Here is a 16,956-nt window from a genome sequence, read left to right on the forward strand (position 1 = left end):
CTTCCCCATACCCCGCCGAATGGGTATACAGTCGACCCGTACCGGCATCGTGCCGGAATGAACCCTGGGAGGGGACCATGCGCAAGACCTTCAAGACCCTGCTGCTGGCGCTGCCGCTGTGCCTGGCCGCGCTCTCGGCGCAGGCCGCCGACGGCGCCGCCGGCCGCTGGAAGACCATCGACGACAAGACCGGCAAGGTGAAGTCGATCGTCGAGATCACCCAGGCCGCCAATGGCACCCTGACCGGCAAGGTGGTCGACATCCTGCACTCGGACAAGGGTCCCAACCCGGTCTGCGACGGCTGTGAAGGCGCCAACAAGAACAAGCCGGTGAAGGGCATGACCATCCTCTGGAACCTGAAGGCCGACGGCGCCAACAAGTGGTCCGGTGGCACCATCCTCGATCCCGCCAACGGCAAGACCTACAAGTCGAAGATGGAACTGCAGCCGGGTGGCACCAAGCTGGACGTGTCCGGCTGCATCGCCTTCATCTGCCGCGCGCAGACCTGGCAGCGCGAATAAACGCCCTGACCCGCCTCACCCCCGTGACCCGGCCCCGGCCGGGTCACCTCGTTGCGGGCATGCGATACTCTGCGGTTCCCCTCGGCTTCACCCCGCGACCATGACCCGTACCGCGCTCGTCACCACCGCCCTGCCCTACGCCAACGGCCCGCTGCACCTGGGCCACCTGGTCGGCTACATCCAGGCCGACATCTGGGTGCGTGCGCGGCGAATGAGCGGCGGCAAGGCCTGGTTCGTCTGCGCCGACGACACCCACGGCACGCCGATCATGCTGGCTGCGGAAAAGGCCGGAGTCACTCCGGAAACCTTCATCGCCAACATCCAGGCCAGCCACGAGCGTGACTTCGCCGCCTTCGGCGTGGCCTTCGACCACTACGACTCGACCAACTCGGCGGCCAACCAGGCGCTGACCGAGCAGTTCTACCTGAAACTCGAAGCGGCCGGCCACATCAGCCGCCGTTCGGTGGCGCAGTTCTACGACCCGGCCAAGGGCATGTTCCTGCCCGACCGCTACGTCAAGGGCATCTGCCCGAACTGCGGCAGCCCCGACCAGTACGGCGACAACTGCGAAGTGTGTGGCGCCACCTATGCGCCGACCGACCTGAAGGAACCGCGTTCGGTCATCTCCGGTGCCACGCCGGAAATGCGCGATTCGGAGCACTTCTTCTTCGAGGTCGGCCACTTCGACGCGTTCCTGCGCGACTGGCTGGCCGGCGACGTCGCCCTGCCGGGCGTCAAGGCCAAGCTGGGTGAGTGGCTCAATGCCGAAGGCGGCCTGCGCGCGTGGGACATCTCGCGCGACGCGCCGTACTTCGGCTTCCAGATTCCCGGCCAGCCGGGCAAGTACTTCTACGTCTGGCTGGACGCGCCGATCGGCTACCTGTCCAGCTTCCAGACCCTGTGCGGCAAGCTCGGCGAAGACTTCGAATCGCATCTGCGCGCCGGCACCGCCACCGAGCTGCACCACTTCATCGGCAAGGACATCGTCAACTTCCACGGGCTGTTCTGGCCGGCGGTGCTGCACGGTACCGGCCACCGCGCGCCGACCCGCCTGCACGTCAACGGCTACCTGACCGTGGACGGCGCCAAGATGAGCAAGTCGCGCGGCACCTTCGTGATGGCCCGCACCTTCCTCGACGCCGGCCTGGAACCGGAAGCACTGCGTTACTACTACGCGGCCAAGTCCGGCGGTGGCGTCGACGATCTCGACCTGAACCTGGGTGACTTCATCGCCCGCGTCAACGCCGACCTGGTCGGCAAGTTCGTCAACCTGGCCAGCCGCTGCGCAGGTTTCATCAGCAAGCGCTTCGACGGCCTGCTGGCCGCGCAGCTGCCCGATGCGGCGCAGTACCAGCGTTTCGTCGACGGCCTGGCGCCGATCCGCGAGGCCTACGAGCGCAACGACGCGGCGGCGGCGATCCGCCTGACCATGACCCTGGCCGACGAAGCCAACCGCTACATCGATGACGTCAAGCCGTGGGTGATCGCCAAGCAGGAAGGCGCCGACGCGCAGCTGCAGGCGGTGTGCAGCCAGGGCCTGAACCTGTTCCGCGTGCTGGTCACCGCGCTGAAGCCGGTGCTGCCGGCCACCGCCGCGCAGGCCGAGGCCTTCCTGGCTGCGCCGGCAAACGACTGGACCGACCTGGTGCAGCCGCTGCTGGGCCACCGCATCACCGACTACACCCCGCTGTTCACCCGTATCGACCCGAAGAAGATTGACGCCATGATCGACGCCTCCAAGGACACCCTGCAGCCGGCCGCCGCTGCCGCCCCCGCCGCCAAGACCGACGCCGCCAAACCGGCCGCACCGGCACCGGCCAAGGACGAAGCGAACAGCGCCGACGCACCGGCCTACATCGGCATCGATGATTTCGCCAAGCTCGACCTGCGCATCGGCAAGGTGCTGGTGTGCGAATTCGTGGACGGCTCGGACAAGCTGCTGCGCTTCGAACTGGATGCCGGCGAGCTGGGCAAGCGCCAGATCTTCTCCGGCATCCGCGGCAGCTACGGCGAGCCGGAGAAGCTGGTGGGCCGCAGCGTGGTGTTCATCGCCAACCTGGCCCCGCGCAAGATGCGCTTTGGCCTGAGCGAAGGCATGATCCTGTCGGCCGGTTTCGACGGCGGCGCGCTGGCGCTGCTGGACGCCGACAGCGGCGCGCAGCCGGGCATGCCGGTCCGCTGATGCCTGCAGCGGGCGTGGCCAGGCCGCGCCCGCCGGCAGCACCGGCCACGAGGGCAATGCGATGGGAGGCAAGGGAATGGAACTGGCGCTGTTCGACTTCGACCACACCGTGACCACCTGCGATACCTATGGCCGTTTCCTGCGCCGCGTGGCCACCGCCGAACAGCTGGCGCAGGCGTGGTGGAAGGTCGGCCCGTGGCTGGTGGCGTACAAGCTGAAACTGATCTCGGCCGAACGCATCCGCGCACGCGTCACCCGCCTGACCTTCAGCGACCGCCACAGCGACGACATCACCACGCTGGCCGCCGGCTTCTCGCGCGAATTCCTGCCCCAGGTGGTGCGCCCGGAAATGCTGGAGCAGATCCGCTGGCACAAGGAACAGCAGCACACCGTGGTGATCGTGTCCGGTTCGCTGGACCTGTACCTGAAGCCGTGGTGCGAGCAGCTGGGCCTGCAGTTGATCTGCAACCGGCTGGAGAGCCAGGACGGCCGCCTGACCGGTCGCTATGCCGGTGGCGACTGCGGCCCGCGCAAGGTCGAGCACATCCGTCGCCAGTTCGATCTGTCGCGTTACGTGCGCATCCATGCCTACGGCGACAGTTCCGAAGACAAGCCGATGCTGGCGCTGGCCCACGAACGCTGGTTCCGTGGCAAACCCCTGAAGTAACCCAACGCGCAGCCTTCGCCACGCATGAGCCTGACCCCGCCCCTGACCGAACGCCTCGACCGCCTGCTGCCGCAGACCCAATGCGGGCAATGCGGCTACGACGGCTGCCGCCCCTACGCGCAGGCGATGGCGCGCGGCGAGGCGGGCGTGGACCGCTGCCCACCGGGTGGCGACGCCGGCGCGCGTGCACTGGCCCAGGTGCTGGGCACACCGGCCATTCCGTTTGACCGCTCGCGCGGCGAGCACAAGGCCGCGCAGGTTGCGTTGATCGTGGAGGCCGACTGCATCGGCTGCACCAAATGCATCCAGGCCTGCCCGGTGGATGCCATCGTCGGCGGTGCCAAGTACATGCACACGGTCATCGCCGATCTGTGTACCGGCTGCGAGCTGTGCATTCCGCCGTGCCCGGTGGACTGCATCGAGCTGGTGCACCCGCAACAAGGCTGAGATCCCTTGTCCTGAGGAAAAGGGATCTGAGCCTGCACGACGGTTACGGCACTGCGGCCGTCACCACGATCTCGACCTTCCACTCGGCGTGGGCCAGCTTGGCTTCAAACGTGGCGCGGGCCGGGGTCGCGCCCTCGACCACCCACTCGTCCCACGCCTTGTTCATGCCATCGAAGTCGGCGATGTCGGCCAGGAACACTTCCGCGCGCAGCACGTGCTGGCGATCGCTGGCCACCAGCGCCAGCAGCTTGTCGATCTCCGCCAGCACCTGCCGGGTCTGACCGGTGATGTCCTGGCTGGTGTCTTCCGGAATCTGGCCGGAGAGGTAGGCGACCTTGTTGTACACGGTCATTTCGGACATGCGCGGTCCGACGTCGTAACGCTCCATCATGGGCGTGGCTCCTGCGGGTGATCAGGCCTGCATTGTCCTCCAAAGCGGTCAACGATGGGTGCACGCGGACGTACCGCGCAACGCCACTACCGGGCTCCGACACGCCCGCTGGTCAAATGCCCGCGACAGGCGCACGATGCGCCACGCCCGCGTTGACACCGCCCTCGCCCTTCCTGACGCACCCTTGCGCCGATGACCGAAACCACCGACCCCGCCACCGCTTCCTCCACCCCGGCATGGAAGCGGGTCCTTACCATCGTCATCCCGCTGCTGATCCTGGCGCTGGCGCTGCACGGCCTGGCCAACGAGTTCGATGAGAACGGCTACCGCGCCATCCGCCACGCCTTCCATCAACTCAGCGGCACGCAGATCGCGCTTACCGTCGTGCTGGGCCTGGCCAGCTACGCCTGCCTGATCGGCTTTGACGCCATCGGCCTGCGCCGCAGCGGCATCCGCGTGCATCCGGCACGCATCGGCATCACCGCATTCCTGGCACATACGCTGGGCCAGACCGTGGGCTTCGCCGCGCTGACCGGTGGTGCGGTGCGCCTGCGCGGTTACCGCACCGCCGGCCTGGACCTGGCGCAGATCGGCCAGGTGGTGCTGATGAGCACGCTCGGCTTCGTGTTCGGTGCCTGGCTGCTGATCAGCGTGGCGCTGTGCATGGAGCCTGAAGCCGCGGCGCTGGCACTGCCGCTGGATCCGGACGCGGTGCGCGTGGTCGGCATCATCGCGCTGTTCGCCTATCTGGCGATGCTGCTGCTGGTCGGCCGCGAAGGCCGCCAGTTCAGCGTGTTCGGGCATGGCCTGTGGCTGCCCGACCGCCGCACCATGATCGGCGTCACCGTGCTCAGCGTGATCGAACTGGTACTGGCCAGCGCCGCGTTCTACGTGCTGCTGCCGGACTCGACGCCCACCGGCCTGCCCGGCTTCGTCGGCCTGTACCTGGTTGCGGTGCTGGCCGGCCTGGTCTCGACCGTCCCCGCCGGCCTCGGCGTGTTCGAATGGAGCCTGCTGAAGCTGCTGCCGCAGGTTGCACCGGCGGCGGTGCTGGCCGCTGCGCTGATCTACCGCGTTACCTACTACGTGCTGCCGCTGGTGCTGGCCACCCTGCTCGCACTGGCGCCCGCGCTGCGGCAACCGTTGCAGGCCAGCGCCGGCGCCACCCGCGCCGGCTGGAACGCGCTGCGCCCCTGGCTGCCGCAGATCATCGCGCTTGCGGCGTTCAGCATCGGCGCGGCGCTGGTCATCGACGGCACGCTGCCGACCCCGCGTCGCCATCTGGTCAACGCCTCACTGCCCATCCTGGAAACCTCGCACCTGATCGGCAGCCTCAGCGGTGTCGCCCTGCTGCTGATCGGCCAGGGCCTGTCACGGCGCAGCCACGCGGCGTGGATGCTGGCGATGGCGGTGTGTGTGATTACCCCACTTCCACTGTGGCTGCGCGGCGGCCAGCCGCTGATCGCGGTGTCCGCATTGCTGGTGGCGATGGCGCTGTGGGCCGCACGCCGCGAGTTCTATCGCCAGGGTGCGCTGCTGGACGAGGCCTGGTCGTGGCCGTGGCTGCGCAACCTCGGCCTGGTGCTGGTCGCGGTTACCTGGCTGCTGTTCTTCACCTACAGCCATGTCGAATACCAGAACGAGCTGTGGTGGCAATTCGCGGTGTCCGGCAACGCGCCGCGCGCGCTGCGAGCCTTGCTGCTGGTGGCCATCGCGCTGGTGATGTTCGGCCTGGCGCGGCTGCTGCACAGCACCCGCAGCCCGCTGCCGGCCGCCGATGAAGCCACGCTGCAATCGCTGGCGCCGGTGCTGGCCGGTGCCACCGATACCCAGGCCTGCCTGGTGCTGACCGCCGACAAGGCGGTGCTGCGCGATGATGCGAAGCAGGGCTTCGTGATGATGCAGCGCTATGGCGGTTCGCTGATCGCGATGGGCGATCCGGTTGGACCGCCGGAGGTCGCCCGCGCATTGATCTGGCGCTTCCGCGAGGAGGCCGACCGGCTCGGCCTGCGCCCGGTGTTCTACCAAGTGGGCGAGACCTACTGGCAGACCTACCTGGACCTCGGCCTGGGCCTGGTCAAGCTGGGCGAAGAAGCGATTGTGCCGCTGCATGATTTCGGGCTGGAGGGCCGCGAGCGCGCCGACCTGCGCCAGGCCTGGAACCGTGGCAAGCGCAGCGGCCTGTCCTTCCGGGTGGCGCCGGTGGAGGAGATTCCCAACCTGCTGCCACGCCTGCATGCCATCTCCAACGCCTGGCTGGACGACAAGGCCGGCGATGAGAAGGGGTTCTCGCTGGGCAGCTACGACCCGGACTACCTGGCGCGCTTCCCGGTGGCGCTGGTCGAGGCCGAAGGCCAGATCGTGGCGTTCGCCAACCTGTGGCAGGCACCGGCCGGTGCCGAGCTGTCGGTGGACCTGATGCGCCATGTCAACGAGGCGCCGAAGGGCACGATGGACTTCCTCTTCATCGAGCTGTTCCTGTGGGGCCGCGCGCAGGGCTATGCACGCTTCTCGCTGGGCATGGCACCGCTGTCCGGCCTGGCCCAGCATCGGCTGGCCGGCCGCTGGAACCGGCTGGCCGGCCTGCTGGCGCGGCACGGCGAACGCTTCTATGGCTTCAGTGGCCTGCGCCGCTTCAAGTCGAAGTTCGATCCGCAGTGGCGGCCGCGCTATCTGGCAGCACCCGGCGGCATGCACCTGCCGGCGGCGCTGCTGGATGCCACGCGCCTGATCTCGCTGGATCCGCGGCGGAATTGAGGCCGCGATCCGTCGAGCATGGCTCGACGCTACATGAGCGTCAGGCGCCACCCTTGAGGATCACCTCGGCCAGGCGGTCGTAGTCACCATTGAAGTGATGGTCGCCCGGCAGCTTCACCTTCTGCACGCCATCGTTGGCGGGAAGGCCCGGGCACAGCGCGTCATCGTCGTCCTGGCCATACACGCACAACGTCTTGCCAGCCGGCAGCTTCGCCACTTCCGGCGCAATCGGCAGGCCGTCACCGCCGCCGCCCAGCCAGTTGCTGACATGGAACTCGAAGTCGGCCTTCTTGCCCACCGACAGCAGCACGATACGGTCCAGCGCCGCGCGGGTATCGGCATCGAGCTGGTTGATGGTGGCCGGCAGCACGTCGGCGCCCTGCGAGAAGCCGATCAGCATCACCTTGTCGCGGTGCCACTGCTGGCGGTAGTGATCGATGATCTTCTGCAGGTCTGCAGCAAAGCCCTTCGGCGTGCGCTCGCTCCAGAAGTAGCGCAGCGAATCGATGCCGACCACCGCCACCCCATGCTCGTTGAGCGACGACGCCACGTCCTTGTCCAGGCCGGCCCAGCCACCGTCGCCGGAGACAAACACGGCCAGCGTGTCGCCGTTGCCGGCGGCGGGCACTTCCACCACCGGCAGGCCCTTCAACACGGCCGGCGGCGGCGCCAGGCTGACACCCGCCTGCGCCCCCATCACCCGCGCCGCAGCCACCAGGCCCGGTGAGGCATCACCGCGCGCGGTGCGCTTGAACTCACGCGCCATCGCCACCTGCTGCACGAACCCACTGGCCTCGCCCACCTTGCAGCCGTGATCACCGGCCGCACTCAACCACGGGAAGTTCAGTTCGGCGGGCTGCAACCTGTTGCGCTTCACGCCATCGCCGCAGACCATGCGCTCGTGGTTGTGGTCCGGGCAGAAGCCGGTGGTGAGCAGGCCGGCGAATACCTGGGTGTCGGCCTGCGCCGCCAGCGAGTAGGCCATTTCGGCACCTTCACCATCGCCGCCGACCAGCGGCAGGTGGTAGCCGGGCAGATGCAGCGACGCCTGCAGCCAGCGCGAGAAATTCTCGACATCGCCGGAACCGAACGAGCAGGTCGGGTCACCCTCGCGCTTGAGCACGCCGCGCAGATGTGCGATGTCCACGGCCGCGACCATCGCGCCATCGGCACGCAGCGCCTCGATCGGCAAACGGCTGGTATCACCGCCGGCAGAAGGTTCATGGAACCAGATCACTACCCGCTGCGGCGTTCCCGACGGCATGTGCACCGGAATCTGTTCAAACCGCCCGTGGCTGAACTGCTGCACGTTGGCCGCCGCCATCGCCGGCAGCGCAGCCAGCGCCAGTACCACACCCATTGCCCTGCCCAGCCCTGCACGCTTCATATCGCAGCCCCGATGGAATGCGCACACGATACGCCGCCACCACGTGCACGGCACGTACCGGCGCAGGCCGTTGGGGGTTCAGCAGGGCGCGGGGCGGCGGCTGCGGCGATACAACGCCAGCGCCAGGTACAGCAGCCAGCCCACGATCACCGCAATCACAACCTTCTGCCCCAGCCCGCGCGGTGGCCCAGCGCGCCACAGCACGTGCAGCCAGAGAAGCACGAACGCCAGCCACGCCCAGCCCCAGAGCAGGCCGGCGGCGGATTGCCAGCCTGGTTCGCGGCGCAGGTACCAGGCCTGCAGCAGCATGCCGACGCTGGCACACAGGAACGCGGTGTTGGCCGCCAGCCCATGGATGAACGGTGCCAGCAGGGGCGTTGCTTCGGGCAGCCAGCTGTCACCGATGGCGACGGTGGCCAGCCCCAGTGCGGACACGCTGAACAGCATCGGTGCAGCCGCGCTGCGACGCGGGCCGATGCTGCCGCGATACAGCGCGACGCCCAGCACCGCGATGGCCAGCGCCAGCAGGCAGTACGCAGCGCGCAATGCCAGCCCCCACGGCCCATGCAGGTAGAGGCTGAGCGTGGCCCGCACCCAGTCCAGGTCGGTGCGCACGAACTGGGTCCACAGCGCAGTGACCACGAACAGCAGCAACGCCACCAGTGCCAGTACTGCCGCCGGACGTGCGCGGTTCATGGCGCCGCTTCCGGATGCCGCGCCTGCCACTCGGCCAGTGCCTTGCGGTAGCGCTGCAGCTCATCGGCATACAGGTCAAGCACGCACAGCGGGCAGCCACTGCCGCAGCACTCATTGGGACCAGGCTCTTCCGGTGGCAGCGGGCGGGGATCGGGATCAGGAACGGACACGGTCGGAAACGGCGATCGGTGGAAACAGACCCCAGTGTACCGGGCTGGCTCAGCGGTCCAGCTGCCGGCGCAGGTTGTCGCGGGCCGCGGCATCCAGGCGCTGGTGGAAGAAGTCGCTGAGGAAGATGCGTGGCGCACGCAGCAGGCCCTGCAGGAAACGCCGGCGCCCGGCGCGGTACAGGAAGCCCGGCACCACGCCCGTGTACTCCTCGGCCACGCCCCGGTCGTAGGCGGCGAACACCGGTTCCGGCGCGGCCAGGATCGCCATGTCGCAGTCCAGGAACAGCGCCGCCTCGGCATCTACATCGTCCGGGCCGAGCTCGCCATGGCGGGCGGTCAGCAGGATCAGCTGCTCGACCCGGGTGCCATCGACGGCAGCCAGGTCCGGTGCGTGCGCGATTGCCTGCAAGGCCAACTGCGCCGAGCGTGCCTCGTTGTCCTTGCGCCCGGCCTGGTAGATCGCATCGTGGTAAAGCACGGCCAGATAGACCTCGGCCGGCTGCTGCCAGCCCGGGCCATCAGCCACCTCCTGGCAGTGCTGCAGCACGGCGCGCACGTGGCCGAAGTGGTGGTAGGCGCGGGGCGGCGTTGCATAGCTGTCCTGCAGCGCCTGCCACTGCGCCGGGGCAAGCGTCAGAGGTTGGAAGTCCATGCCCGGATCATCCCGCCTGCGCCGGCGGCGGGCAAGCTGGCTGTTTATTCACCACGCACTCACAACGCTTGCCGGGCGTGGCCTGGGCTCGGTTGTCCACAGCTTTGTCGAGCGCTGGTCCACACCGGTTGTGGATGAACCGCGACGCCGACCAACGGTCGCTGCAGCGGAACATCCTTGGGTCTACACTCGCCACAGGCGGGAGCGCCCGCCGCTGCCGGGAGCTGTCATGTACCGCCCTTCCGTCCCTTGCCTGGCCCTTTCGCTGCTCGCCCTCTGTGCGCCGGCCTTCGGCGCGGACCCGGCGCCACCTGCGGCGGTGGTGACCACTCCGACCATCACCGTATCGGCTCCGCGCGTGCCGACGCCGGACGAGGTGTTCGCCATTCCGGCGGACCTGCGCGCGATGCTGCAGAAGCAGGTGATCCAGCGCAGCTACTCCCGCGACCAGCGCCTGCAGGCGCTGGTGGAAATGATCTTCGACCAGCACGGGCTGGACCTGCAGTACGACGCCAATGCGACCTACACCGTCAGCGAGATCTGGCAGCACCGCCAGGCCAACTGCCTGGCCTTCACCCTGCTGTTCGTGACGCTTGCCCGCGAAGCCGGCATCCAGGCCCGCGTGCAGGAAGTGGGACAGGTGGTGTCGTGGTACCAGGACCAGCAGAACGGCGTGGTCTACAACGTCGGGCACGTCAACGCCGGCGTCGACGTCGGTGGGCGTTTCGGTACCGTCGACCTGGACCGCAACGTACTCTACGACCGGCGCGGGCCCGTTCCGGTCAGCCGTGCGCGGGCCTTGGCGCATTTCTACAACAACCGCGGCGCCGAGTACCTTGCCGAAGGTGACCTGGTGGGCGCACGCGCGTTCTTCGACGCTGCGCTGGCCCAGGACAGCGGGTTCGCTCCGGTCTGGAACAACGTCGGCGTGCTCGACCATCGCGCGGGCGACAACGAGGGCGCACGACAGGCGCTGGACAGGTCGCTGCAGCTGGATGGACGCCAGGATGCCGCGCTGACCAATGCCTCGGCACTGTTCCGCAGCCTGGGCCTGACCGCGCAGGCGCAGGCGCTGGAACGCCGGTTGACGTCGGTGCAGCGCGAGGACCCGTTCGCGCAGTACATGCTCGGCGCCAAGGCCGAGCGTGCGGGCCAGCTGGATGCGGCGATCCGCTACTACCGCCAGGCGGTGCGCCTGTATGACACCGCGCACCAGTTCCACTTCGGGCTGGCACGGGTCTATTTCCTGGCCGGCCAGCTCAAGCGGGCCGATCGCGAAATGCTGCGCGCGCAGGAACTGGGCGGGGCCCCGGAGCAGGCTCGCTACCAGGCCAAGCTGGACAGCCTGGCGCGCTGGCGCGCGCAGCAGGCCAGGCGCTGAGGTCCGGTCAGGCTTTCTTGAGGAAGCAGGTCTTCAGGACCAGCCCCTTGATCTTGTCCGAGTTGCCTTCGATGTGCTCGGCATCGTCCTCGACCAGGCGGATGTTGCGGATCACCGTGCCCTGCTTCAGCGGGATCGAGGAGCCCTTCACCTTCAGGTCCTTGATCACGGTGACGGTGTCGCCGGTCTGCAGCGTATTGCCATTGCTGTCACGCACGACCAGGGTCGAACCGGCGCTTTCCTCGGCGGTCCACTCGAAGCCGCAGTCGGCGCAGATCCACAGCGCGCCATCGGCATAGGTGTTTTCCAGGGTGCACTGCGGGCAAGCGGGGGCGGACGACATCGGCAAGTACCTCAAAATGAATCAACAGCCGCCATTGTAACCGGCTGGCCTTTTTCCCATTCCGCCGGGAGGCGGCCGGCGGCCCTCCTTCACGACAGGACGCTGGAACTTGCAGTCGGCCGCGAACTGCAGCAGAGTGCGCGGCCCCTGATCGCCCCCGGAACTTCCCATGCGCCTCGGCATCGACTTCGGTACCAGCAACTCCGCCGCCGCCATCGTGCATGAGGGGAAACTGCTGCCGATCCGCTTCGGCGACGCCGAGCAGTTCCGCACCAGCGTGTACTTCCCCGGCGTGGTGCCCGACCCGGACGACTTCCAGCTCGACGACGGCCAGGAACACCAGCTGCAGCAGATGATCGACAGCGCCGCCCGCGCAGCGCGTGCCGCCGGCCAGGAACGCACGCCACAGGCGCTGCGCCGCGAAGCCCTGCGCGCGCTGCGCCGCGAGTGGATGGAAGCCCGTGCCGGCCAGGAACGCAGCGCCAGCGACCTGCTGCAGAACGCGGTCTACGGTGATGAGGCACTGGAAGCGTATTTCGAGGAACACGAAGGCAACCTGGTGCAGAGCCCGAAGTCGATGCTGGGCTACAACCTGCACCCGCGCGCCAGGCAGACCATCACCGGCATCGCCGCGCACATCCTTGAACACATCCGCCTGACCGCCAGCGCCCAGCTCGGCCGCCCGCTGCGTGCCGCCCTGCTCGGCCGCCCGGTGCAGTTCCGCAGTTCGATCGGCGCGGCCGGCAACGACCAGGCGCTGGACATCCTGCGCGAAGCCGCCACCCAGGCCGGCTTCGACCAGATCGATTTCCTCGAAGAACCGGCGGCGGCGGCCATGCACTACCACGCCGAAAGCCGCGAGCGGCACCAGGCGGTGATCGTCGACATCGGCGGCGGTACCACCGACATCGCGCATGCCGAAGTCGGCGGCGACGACGCACCGCGCATCCACCGCGCCTGGGGTATCGCCCGCGGCGGTACCGACATCGACCTGGCACTGAGCCTGTCCAGCTACATGCCGCTGTTCGGCCGCGGCATCACCCGCGTACCGGCCCACCACTATGTGGAAGCGGCCACCGTCCAGGACATGACCCGCCAGCGCGATTTCCGCCTGCACAAGTACGACCATGTGGACGCGCCCTGGGGCGACCGCCTGCAGGCCCTGCAGGACACCGGCAATACCGCGCGCCTGTACCGCGATGTCGAACGCGCCAAGATCGCCCTGAGTGCTGCCAGCGAGCACCGCAGCACGCTGGACTACATCGCCCGCGATCTGCATGCCGACAGCAGCGCCGACGGCCTGGCCGCCGCCGCACATGGGTACCTGGAGCAGATCCGCGAACTGCTGGCCCAGGTCCGCAGCGACATCGGTGGCGACCCGGATGCGGTGTTCCTGACCGGCGGCATGTCCCGTGCCGGCTACCTGCGCCAAGCCGTGGCCGAGGCCTTCCCGGGCGCCCGCATGGTCCACGGCGAACCCTCGCTGGGCGTGGTCCAGGGCCTTGCGCTGGCGGCAGCCAGCCAGGATTAACAAAACGTTACGCGGTCTAAGTTACTCTTGGTCGGCTAGAACCCTGCTGCACCTTCCACCGGCCACGCCGGTGCGTGTCTTCCGTGCAGCCCGGCCCGCCCTGCGGGCCTAGCGGCCATGCCTTCCTGGCTCGTTCATGGTCCGCGCACCACCGGAGCCGCCATCGAGACCCGCTTTGGGCACCCGCCAGGCCCCAGAGGCCTTACAACCTGACGCAGCACCTGCACCCATCGACTGCCGCCGTTGTGACGCGGTCTGTTGCCGGCTGCCCGTGCTGCTGCAGCCCGGCGACCACGTGCCTGGCCAGTTCCTTTCGCGCGACGCGCACGGCCGTGCCGTGATGGCACGCAACGAGGAAGGCTGGTGCGCGGCGATCGATCCCTATCACCTGCGCTGCACGATCTATTCGCAGCGCCCGGCGATCTGCCGCCAGTTTTCGATGGGCGGCGATGACTGCCGCCGCGAGCGGCAGGACTACCTGCGCCAGGCTGATGCCTGGTCGCTTTCCTCCCCTTCCACCTGACAGGAGCAACCATGCCCCGCAAGGCAAAGACCCCCGCGAAGGCCAGCAACAGCATCCGCAGCGAACGCAAGGGCGCGGCCGCCAGCACCGTGGTCAGCAGTGATTCGATCGCTTCGGACCTGGCTGCGTTCCGCAAGGCCGGTGGCAAGATCGAAGTCCTCGGCACCACCTGGGCGCTGAAGAAAGCCAGCTGACCCAGTACCGACCGCGGCGGCGCTGCCGCCGCGGCCTGCCGGACCGCGTTCAGCGATCCAGGCGTACCTGCACACTGCCCGAATGCGACTGGATGCGGATGTCACCATCACCGCCGCCCAGTCGCGTGTCGAGGTGGCTGCCCGGCCCGTAGCGCGGCCGCTCCACCTGCCCGGCATCGCTGTTGATCGAACCGCTGAAGCTGTTCACCGATAGCTGCGCCGACACCATGCGCGGCAGGCTCAGCGTCACCGAGGCGCTCACCGATTCGACGTTGATGCGGCCACCCGGTGCCAACCCGGCCGCTGCCAGCTCGATGCTGCCCGACACGGTCTCCACCGCCAGCCGCTGCACGCGCCCGGCGTCCACCTCGACCCGGCCGGACACGGTCTGCGCACCGATATCACCGGATACGCCGCCACCGGCCTCGATCCGGCCACTGACCGTATTGACGTCAAGCTTCGGGGTCTGCAGGCGTGCACTGACACTGCCGCTGACCGTGTTGAGCTTGCTGTCGCCACTGCGCCCGGCCGCGCTCAGGCTGCCGCTGACCGTATCGGCCTGCAGGCGGCGCACGTCGATGCCGCTGATGTCCTGGCTGGCGCTGACCGTACTCAGCAGCAGTTCCACCGAGCGCGGCACATTCAGCACCAGGGTGGCGCCACCGTTGTTGTTGCGGCGCGGGTACTCGATCTCCCAGCGCACGCGGTTGGCGCTCTTCTCCTGGCGCAGCTGCAGGCCGTCACTGAGCGTGCCGGTGAGTTGCACATCGTTGCGGTCCCAGCCGCGCACGGTCACCTTGCCGGCGACGTTGCTCAGTTCGATGCGGCCGCCGGCGGCCAGCGTGTGGCGTTCGTCGATACGGGTGTCGGCCAGCGCCAGCGAGGGTGCCAGCAACAGCGCCACACAGCAGCAAATCAGGGTTCGGGTCATGGGGGTCTCCTCAGGTTGCCAGGCCGGACTCGGCGGCATAGGCCGCCTGCCGGGTCAGTTCCAGACGCAGCGCATAGGTGCGCTTGAGCTGGCCAAGCAGGTGCGGCGCACGTGGGTCCTGCGCCAGTGCGGCGCGGATCTGCGCCGCACTTTCATCGAGTTCGTGCAGGGCCGGCTGCCATTCCGGTGCGCGTCCATCGGGCAGCGAAGCGACGGCCTGCTGGTACTGCTCGGTCATCGCCGCGGCCTGCAGCTGCAATGCGGACGGCGCCGGCATGCCGGGTTGCGCATGGCGCCACGGCGCCACCGCATACACCGCCAGGCTGGCCGCCAGCGCCGCGCCCACCGGCAGCCACCAGCGCCGCCTCGGACGCATGGGCAGGGCCACCACATTGCCATCCGCTGCAGGTGCCGACGGTGGTTCACGCGGTGGCAGCCGGGCCGACAGGCGCTCCCAGCCATCGGCGGGCAGACTGCGTTCGCTGGGAAGGGCGCGCAGGCGTGCCAGCAGCGCGGAATCGGAATCGGAATCGTGGTCGTGTGTCGTCATGTCATGTCTCCCAGCCGTGCACGCAGCAAACCGCGCGCACGATGCAACTGTGCCTTGGAACTGCCGACAGCCATCTGCAGCTGCTCGGCGATTTCCTGGTGTTTCCAGCCCTCGATATCGTGCAACACCAGTACCGCACGTGCCCGTGGTGGCAGCGTCGACAGCGCGCGCTCCAGGTCGCGCTCGGTGCCGGCACAGCGGTCATGCACCGCCAGTTCCTGCAGCCCGCCGTCGACCTCATCCAGACTGTCGTGGTCCTGCCCGGCCGCGCGCCCACGCAGTTCCATCAGGGCGGCATTGACGCCCAGCCGATGCAGCCAGGTCGACAGGCTGCTCTCGAAACGGAACCCCGGCAGCGCCCTCCAGGCCTGCAGGAAGGCTTCCTGCAACGCATCTTCGGCACGCGCCTGCTGCCCCCCACACAGCCGCCACAGCACGGCAAATACACGGGGCGCGTGGCGCCGGTACAGCAGTTCGTAGGCGGCGGTATCGCCAGCGGCCGCCGCCCGCACCAGGGCGGATTCGTCGACGGTGTCGTTGGCGGCAGGCGGCGCGGGCATGGTGGTGTCGAGCATATCGCTTGGATGCGCCGGCCCGGAAAAAGGTTTAGAGCCAGACGATGATCGATTCCCTGCAACCTTTTCGGCGGCCGCTGCATCCATGCAAGGTCCTTCGTGAAAACGCCGTCCGGGAGTCCTGCCATGTCCAGCCCATCCTGCGCCGCCCTGCTGGTGATCGCCGCCTGCGTCCTGTTGCAGGTGCTGGGCCTGTCGCTGCAGCTTCGCCCCGACAACGGCCGCGCCTGCCTGCAGCAGCATCGCAAGGAGCTGGTCTGCCTGGCCTGGACGCCCACGGTCGAATCCGCCGCACGCGCCGGGTAACATCGGGGGCCGTTTCCCCCTCCGTAGTCGTCCCATGATGTTGTCGCTGAAGGACCACCTGCCGCCCTGGACCCACCCTTGGCTGAATTACGCCGGCGTTGCCCTGCAGATCGTGCTGGTGCTGCTGGTCGCCTGGCTGCTGCGGCTGCTCGCCCGTCGCCTGATCCGCCGCTTCGCCGAGCACTACACGCTGCCGCCGGAAATGGTGATGGGCGCACGCCGGATCACCAGCTTCGTGGTCTATTTCAGTGCCCTGCTGTACATCCTCAGCCTGCTCGGCGCGAAGCCGTCGGTGCTCTGGACCGCCTTCACCGGCTTCGCCGCGGTGGGCGCGGTGGCCTTCTTCGCGGCCTGGAGCGTGCTGTCCAACATCTTCTGCACGCTGCTGATCTTCACCACCCGTCCGTTCCGCCTGCACGACTACATCGAGGTGCTGGAGAACGGCGAGAAACCTGGGCTGAAGGGCCGGGTGATCGATGTGAACCTGATCTACACGACGCTGCAGGAAACCGGTGACGGCCACGAAGGCACGGTGCTGCAGCTGCCGAACAACCTGTTCTTCCAGCGCACGGTGCGTCGCTGGCGCGACCCGGCGCAGGCCCCCGGCGGGATCCAGGGCGACGGCTGAGGGGGGGGGTCTTTGCAGGGCTGCGCCCTGCACCCGCCGAGGCAACGTCAACGTCAAAGGCTGGCTTCCTGTGGGATGGCGGGGTGGGTCCGGTGGCGGGAGACGCCGTAAACCCGTCCATGGG

20 protein-coding genes are annotated in these 16,956 nt (G+C 68.4%); 11 read left to right on the forward strand and 9 right to left on the reverse strand.

Annotation, left to right across the window (positions count from 1 at the left end):
• Positions 1–77 precede the first annotated feature (77 nt).
• The 4 genes from O0J73_RS15650 (at position 78) to rnfB (ending at position 3,817) form a co-directional block, all read left to right on the forward strand.
• A complete protein-coding gene (locus O0J73_RS15650; protein ID WP_006462411.1) occupies positions 78–521 on the forward strand; it encodes a DUF2147 domain-containing protein in 444 nt (147 codons plus the stop codon).
• A gap of 100 nt (positions 522–621) precedes the next feature.
• Positions 622–2,703 (forward strand): methionine--tRNA ligase, encoded by a 2,082-nt coding sequence (gene metG, locus O0J73_RS15655; protein WP_006462331.1) that lies wholly within the window; start codon positions 622–624, stop codon positions 2,701–2,703.
• A gap of 76 nt (positions 2,704–2,779) precedes the next feature.
• The gene (locus O0J73_RS15660) at positions 2,780–3,370 is read left to right on the forward strand and encodes an HAD family hydrolase (RefSeq protein WP_197564723.1); all 591 of its coding nucleotides are present in this window, start codon (positions 2,780–2,782) and stop codon (positions 3,368–3,370) included.
• Positions 3,371–3,394: 24 nt separating this feature from the next.
• Positions 3,395–3,817 carry an Rnf electron transport complex subunit RnfB gene (gene rnfB / locus O0J73_RS15665; protein WP_006462329.1) on the forward strand — a complete coding sequence of 141 codons (423 nt, stop codon included), beginning with the start codon at positions 3,395–3,397 and terminating at the stop codon, positions 3,815–3,817.
• A 43-nt stretch (positions 3,818–3,860) separates the two neighbouring features.
• Here the strand turns inward: rnfB and O0J73_RS15670 are convergent, their stop codons facing one another.
• On the reverse strand, positions 3,861–4,208 hold the full coding sequence (locus O0J73_RS15670; protein WP_005418155.1) for a RidA family protein: 348 nt from the start codon (positions 4,206–4,208) through the stop codon (positions 3,861–3,863).
• 192 nt (positions 4,209–4,400) lie between these two features.
• Between O0J73_RS15670 and mprF the strand changes: the two genes are divergently transcribed.
• Entirely contained in the window at positions 4,401–6,965 is a 2,565-nt protein-coding gene (mprF, locus tag O0J73_RS15675; protein WP_197564722.1) for a bifunctional lysylphosphatidylglycerol flippase/synthetase MprF, read from the forward strand.
• Between the two features lie 40 nt (positions 6,966–7,005).
• Here the strand turns inward: mprF and O0J73_RS15680 are convergent, their stop codons facing one another.
• The 4 genes from O0J73_RS15680 to O0J73_RS15695 all read right to left on the reverse strand — a co-directional run bounded on the left by O0J73_RS15680 (position 7,006) and on the right by O0J73_RS15695 (position 9,870).
• The gene (locus O0J73_RS15680) at positions 7,006–8,352 is read right to left on the reverse strand and encodes a virulence factor family protein (protein ID WP_197564721.1); all 1,347 of its coding nucleotides are present in this window, start codon (positions 8,350–8,352) and stop codon (positions 7,006–7,008) included.
• A gap of 78 nt (positions 8,353–8,430) precedes the next feature.
• On the reverse strand, positions 8,431–9,048 hold the full coding sequence (locus O0J73_RS15685) for a DUF998 domain-containing protein (RefSeq protein ID WP_006462287.1): 618 nt from the start codon (positions 9,046–9,048) through the stop codon (positions 8,431–8,433).
• Complete coding sequence (locus tag O0J73_RS15690) at positions 9,045–9,218, reverse strand: oxidoreductase-like domain-containing protein (protein ID WP_008265759.1); 174 nt, start codon at positions 9,216–9,218, stop codon at positions 9,045–9,047. Before O0J73_RS15690 ends, O0J73_RS15685 begins: the two co-directional genes overlap by 4 nt.
• Positions 9,219–9,267: 49 nt before the next feature.
• A complete protein-coding gene (locus O0J73_RS15695; RefSeq protein ID WP_308309107.1) occupies positions 9,268–9,870 on the reverse strand; it encodes a hypothetical protein in 603 nt (200 codons plus the stop codon).
• Between the two features lie 229 nt (positions 9,871–10,099).
• Here O0J73_RS15695 and O0J73_RS15700 point away from each other — a divergent pair, with 229 nt between their 5' ends.
• The gene (locus O0J73_RS15700; protein ID WP_006462285.1) at positions 10,100–11,251 is read left to right on the forward strand and encodes a transglutaminase domain-containing protein; all 1,152 of its coding nucleotides are present in this window, start codon (positions 10,100–10,102) and stop codon (positions 11,249–11,251) included.
• 7 nt (positions 11,252–11,258) lie between these two features.
• On the opposite strand, the gene O0J73_RS15705 is transcribed toward O0J73_RS15700, so the two are convergent.
• A complete protein-coding gene (locus O0J73_RS15705) occupies positions 11,259–11,594 on the reverse strand; it encodes a zinc ribbon domain-containing protein YjdM (protein WP_006462284.1) in 336 nt (111 codons plus the stop codon).
• A 169-nt stretch (positions 11,595–11,763) separates the two neighbouring features.
• On the opposite strand from O0J73_RS15705, the gene O0J73_RS15710 reads away from it, so the two are divergent.
• The 3 genes from O0J73_RS15710 to O0J73_RS15720 all read left to right on the forward strand — a co-directional run bounded on the left by O0J73_RS15710 (position 11,764) and on the right by O0J73_RS15720 (position 13,842).
• Positions 11,764–13,125, forward strand: a complete 1,362-nt coding sequence (locus tag O0J73_RS15710; protein WP_006462283.1) for an Hsp70 family protein — start codon at positions 11,764–11,766, stop codon at positions 13,123–13,125.
• Positions 13,126–13,354: 229 nt separating this feature from the next.
• On the forward strand, positions 13,355–13,648 hold the full coding sequence (locus O0J73_RS15715) for a YkgJ family cysteine cluster protein (protein ID WP_080357208.1): 294 nt from the start codon (positions 13,355–13,357) through the stop codon (positions 13,646–13,648).
• An 11-nt stretch (positions 13,649–13,659) separates the two neighbouring features.
• A complete protein-coding gene (locus O0J73_RS15720) occupies positions 13,660–13,842 on the forward strand; it encodes a hypothetical protein (protein WP_005410566.1) in 183 nt (60 codons plus the stop codon).
• 49 nt (positions 13,843–13,891) lie between these two features.
• Here the strand turns inward: O0J73_RS15720 and O0J73_RS15725 are convergent, their stop codons facing one another.
• The 3 genes from O0J73_RS15725 to O0J73_RS15735 are packed head-to-tail and all read right to left on the reverse strand — an operon-like array spanning position 13,892 to position 15,898.
• Complete coding sequence (locus O0J73_RS15725; RefSeq protein ID WP_308309108.1) at positions 13,892–14,773, reverse strand: DUF4097 family beta strand repeat-containing protein; 882 nt, start codon at positions 14,771–14,773, stop codon at positions 13,892–13,894.
• Between the two features lie 10 nt (positions 14,774–14,783).
• A complete protein-coding gene (locus O0J73_RS15730; RefSeq protein WP_308309109.1) occupies positions 14,784–15,323 on the reverse strand; it encodes a hypothetical protein in 540 nt (179 codons plus the stop codon).
• Entirely contained in the window at positions 15,320–15,898 is a 579-nt protein-coding gene (locus O0J73_RS15735; RefSeq protein WP_197564718.1) for a sigma-70 family RNA polymerase sigma factor, read from the reverse strand. Before O0J73_RS15735 ends, O0J73_RS15730 begins: the two co-directional genes overlap by 4 nt.
• Before the next feature lie 126 nt (positions 15,899–16,024).
• On the opposite strand from O0J73_RS15735, the gene O0J73_RS15740 reads away from it, so the two are divergent.
• A complete protein-coding gene (locus O0J73_RS15740; protein WP_008268616.1) occupies positions 16,025–16,204 on the forward strand; it encodes a hypothetical protein in 180 nt (59 codons plus the stop codon).
• A 34-nt stretch (positions 16,205–16,238) separates the two neighbouring features.
• Positions 16,239–16,832 carry a mechanosensitive ion channel family protein gene (locus O0J73_RS15745; RefSeq protein WP_006462204.1) on the forward strand — a complete coding sequence of 198 codons (594 nt, stop codon included), beginning with the start codon at positions 16,239–16,241 and terminating at the stop codon, positions 16,830–16,832.
• Positions 16,833–16,956 lie beyond the last annotated feature (124 nt).

It is taken from the genome of Stenotrophomonas sp. Sm6012 (genome assembly GCF_030985895.1).
Lineage (GTDB): Bacteria > Pseudomonadota > Gammaproteobacteria > Xanthomonadales > Xanthomonadaceae > Stenotrophomonas > Stenotrophomonas forensis.

Coding starts and splice junctions, on each gene's coding strand:
- O0J73_RS15735 (WP_197564718.1), bottom strand. CDS start 15,898: ATGCTCGACACCACCATGCCCGCGCCGCCTGCCGCCAACGACACCGTC.
- O0J73_RS15710 (WP_006462283.1), top strand. CDS start 11,764: ATGCGCCTCGGCATCGACTTCGGTACCAGCAACTCCGCCGCCGCCATC.
- O0J73_RS15720 (WP_005410566.1), top strand. CDS start 13,660: ATGCCCCGCAAGGCAAAGACCCCCGCGAAGGCCAGCAACAGCATCCGC.
- O0J73_RS15705 (WP_006462284.1), bottom strand. CDS start 11,594: ATGTCGTCCGCCCCCGCTTGCCCGCAGTGCACCCTGGAAAACACCTAT.
- O0J73_RS15695 (WP_308309107.1), bottom strand. CDS start 9,870: ATGGACTTCCAACCTCTGACGCTTGCCCCGGCGCAGTGGCAGGCGCTG.
- O0J73_RS15700 (WP_006462285.1), top strand. CDS start 10,100: ATGTACCGCCCTTCCGTCCCTTGCCTGGCCCTTTCGCTGCTCGCCCTC.
- O0J73_RS15685 (WP_006462287.1), bottom strand. CDS start 9,048: ATGAACCGCGCACGTCCGGCGGCAGTACTGGCACTGGTGGCGTTGCTG.
- O0J73_RS15730 (WP_308309109.1), bottom strand. CDS start 15,323: ATGACGACACACGACCACGATTCCGATTCCGATTCCGCGCTGCTGGCA.
- O0J73_RS15670 (WP_005418155.1), bottom strand. CDS start 4,208: ATGATGGAGCGTTACGACGTCGGACCGCGCATGTCCGAAATGACCGTG.
- rnfB (WP_006462329.1), top strand. CDS start 3,395: ATGAGCCTGACCCCGCCCCTGACCGAACGCCTCGACCGCCTGCTGCCG.
- O0J73_RS15680 (WP_197564721.1), bottom strand. CDS start 8,352: ATGAAGCGTGCAGGGCTGGGCAGGGCAATGGGTGTGGTACTGGCGCTG.
- O0J73_RS15725 (WP_308309108.1), bottom strand. CDS start 14,773: ATGACCCGAACCCTGATTTGCTGCTGTGTGGCGCTGTTGCTGGCACCC.
- O0J73_RS15650 (WP_006462411.1), top strand. CDS start 78: ATGCGCAAGACCTTCAAGACCCTGCTGCTGGCGCTGCCGCTGTGCCTG.
- mprF (WP_197564722.1), top strand. CDS start 4,401: ATGACCGAAACCACCGACCCCGCCACCGCTTCCTCCACCCCGGCATGG.
- metG (WP_006462331.1), top strand. CDS start 622: ATGACCCGTACCGCGCTCGTCACCACCGCCCTGCCCTACGCCAACGGC.
- O0J73_RS15740 (WP_008268616.1), top strand. CDS start 16,025: ATGTCCAGCCCATCCTGCGCCGCCCTGCTGGTGATCGCCGCCTGCGTC.
- O0J73_RS15660 (WP_197564723.1), top strand. CDS start 2,780: ATGGAACTGGCGCTGTTCGACTTCGACCACACCGTGACCACCTGCGAT.
- O0J73_RS15745 (WP_006462204.1), top strand. CDS start 16,239: ATGATGTTGTCGCTGAAGGACCACCTGCCGCCCTGGACCCACCCTTGG.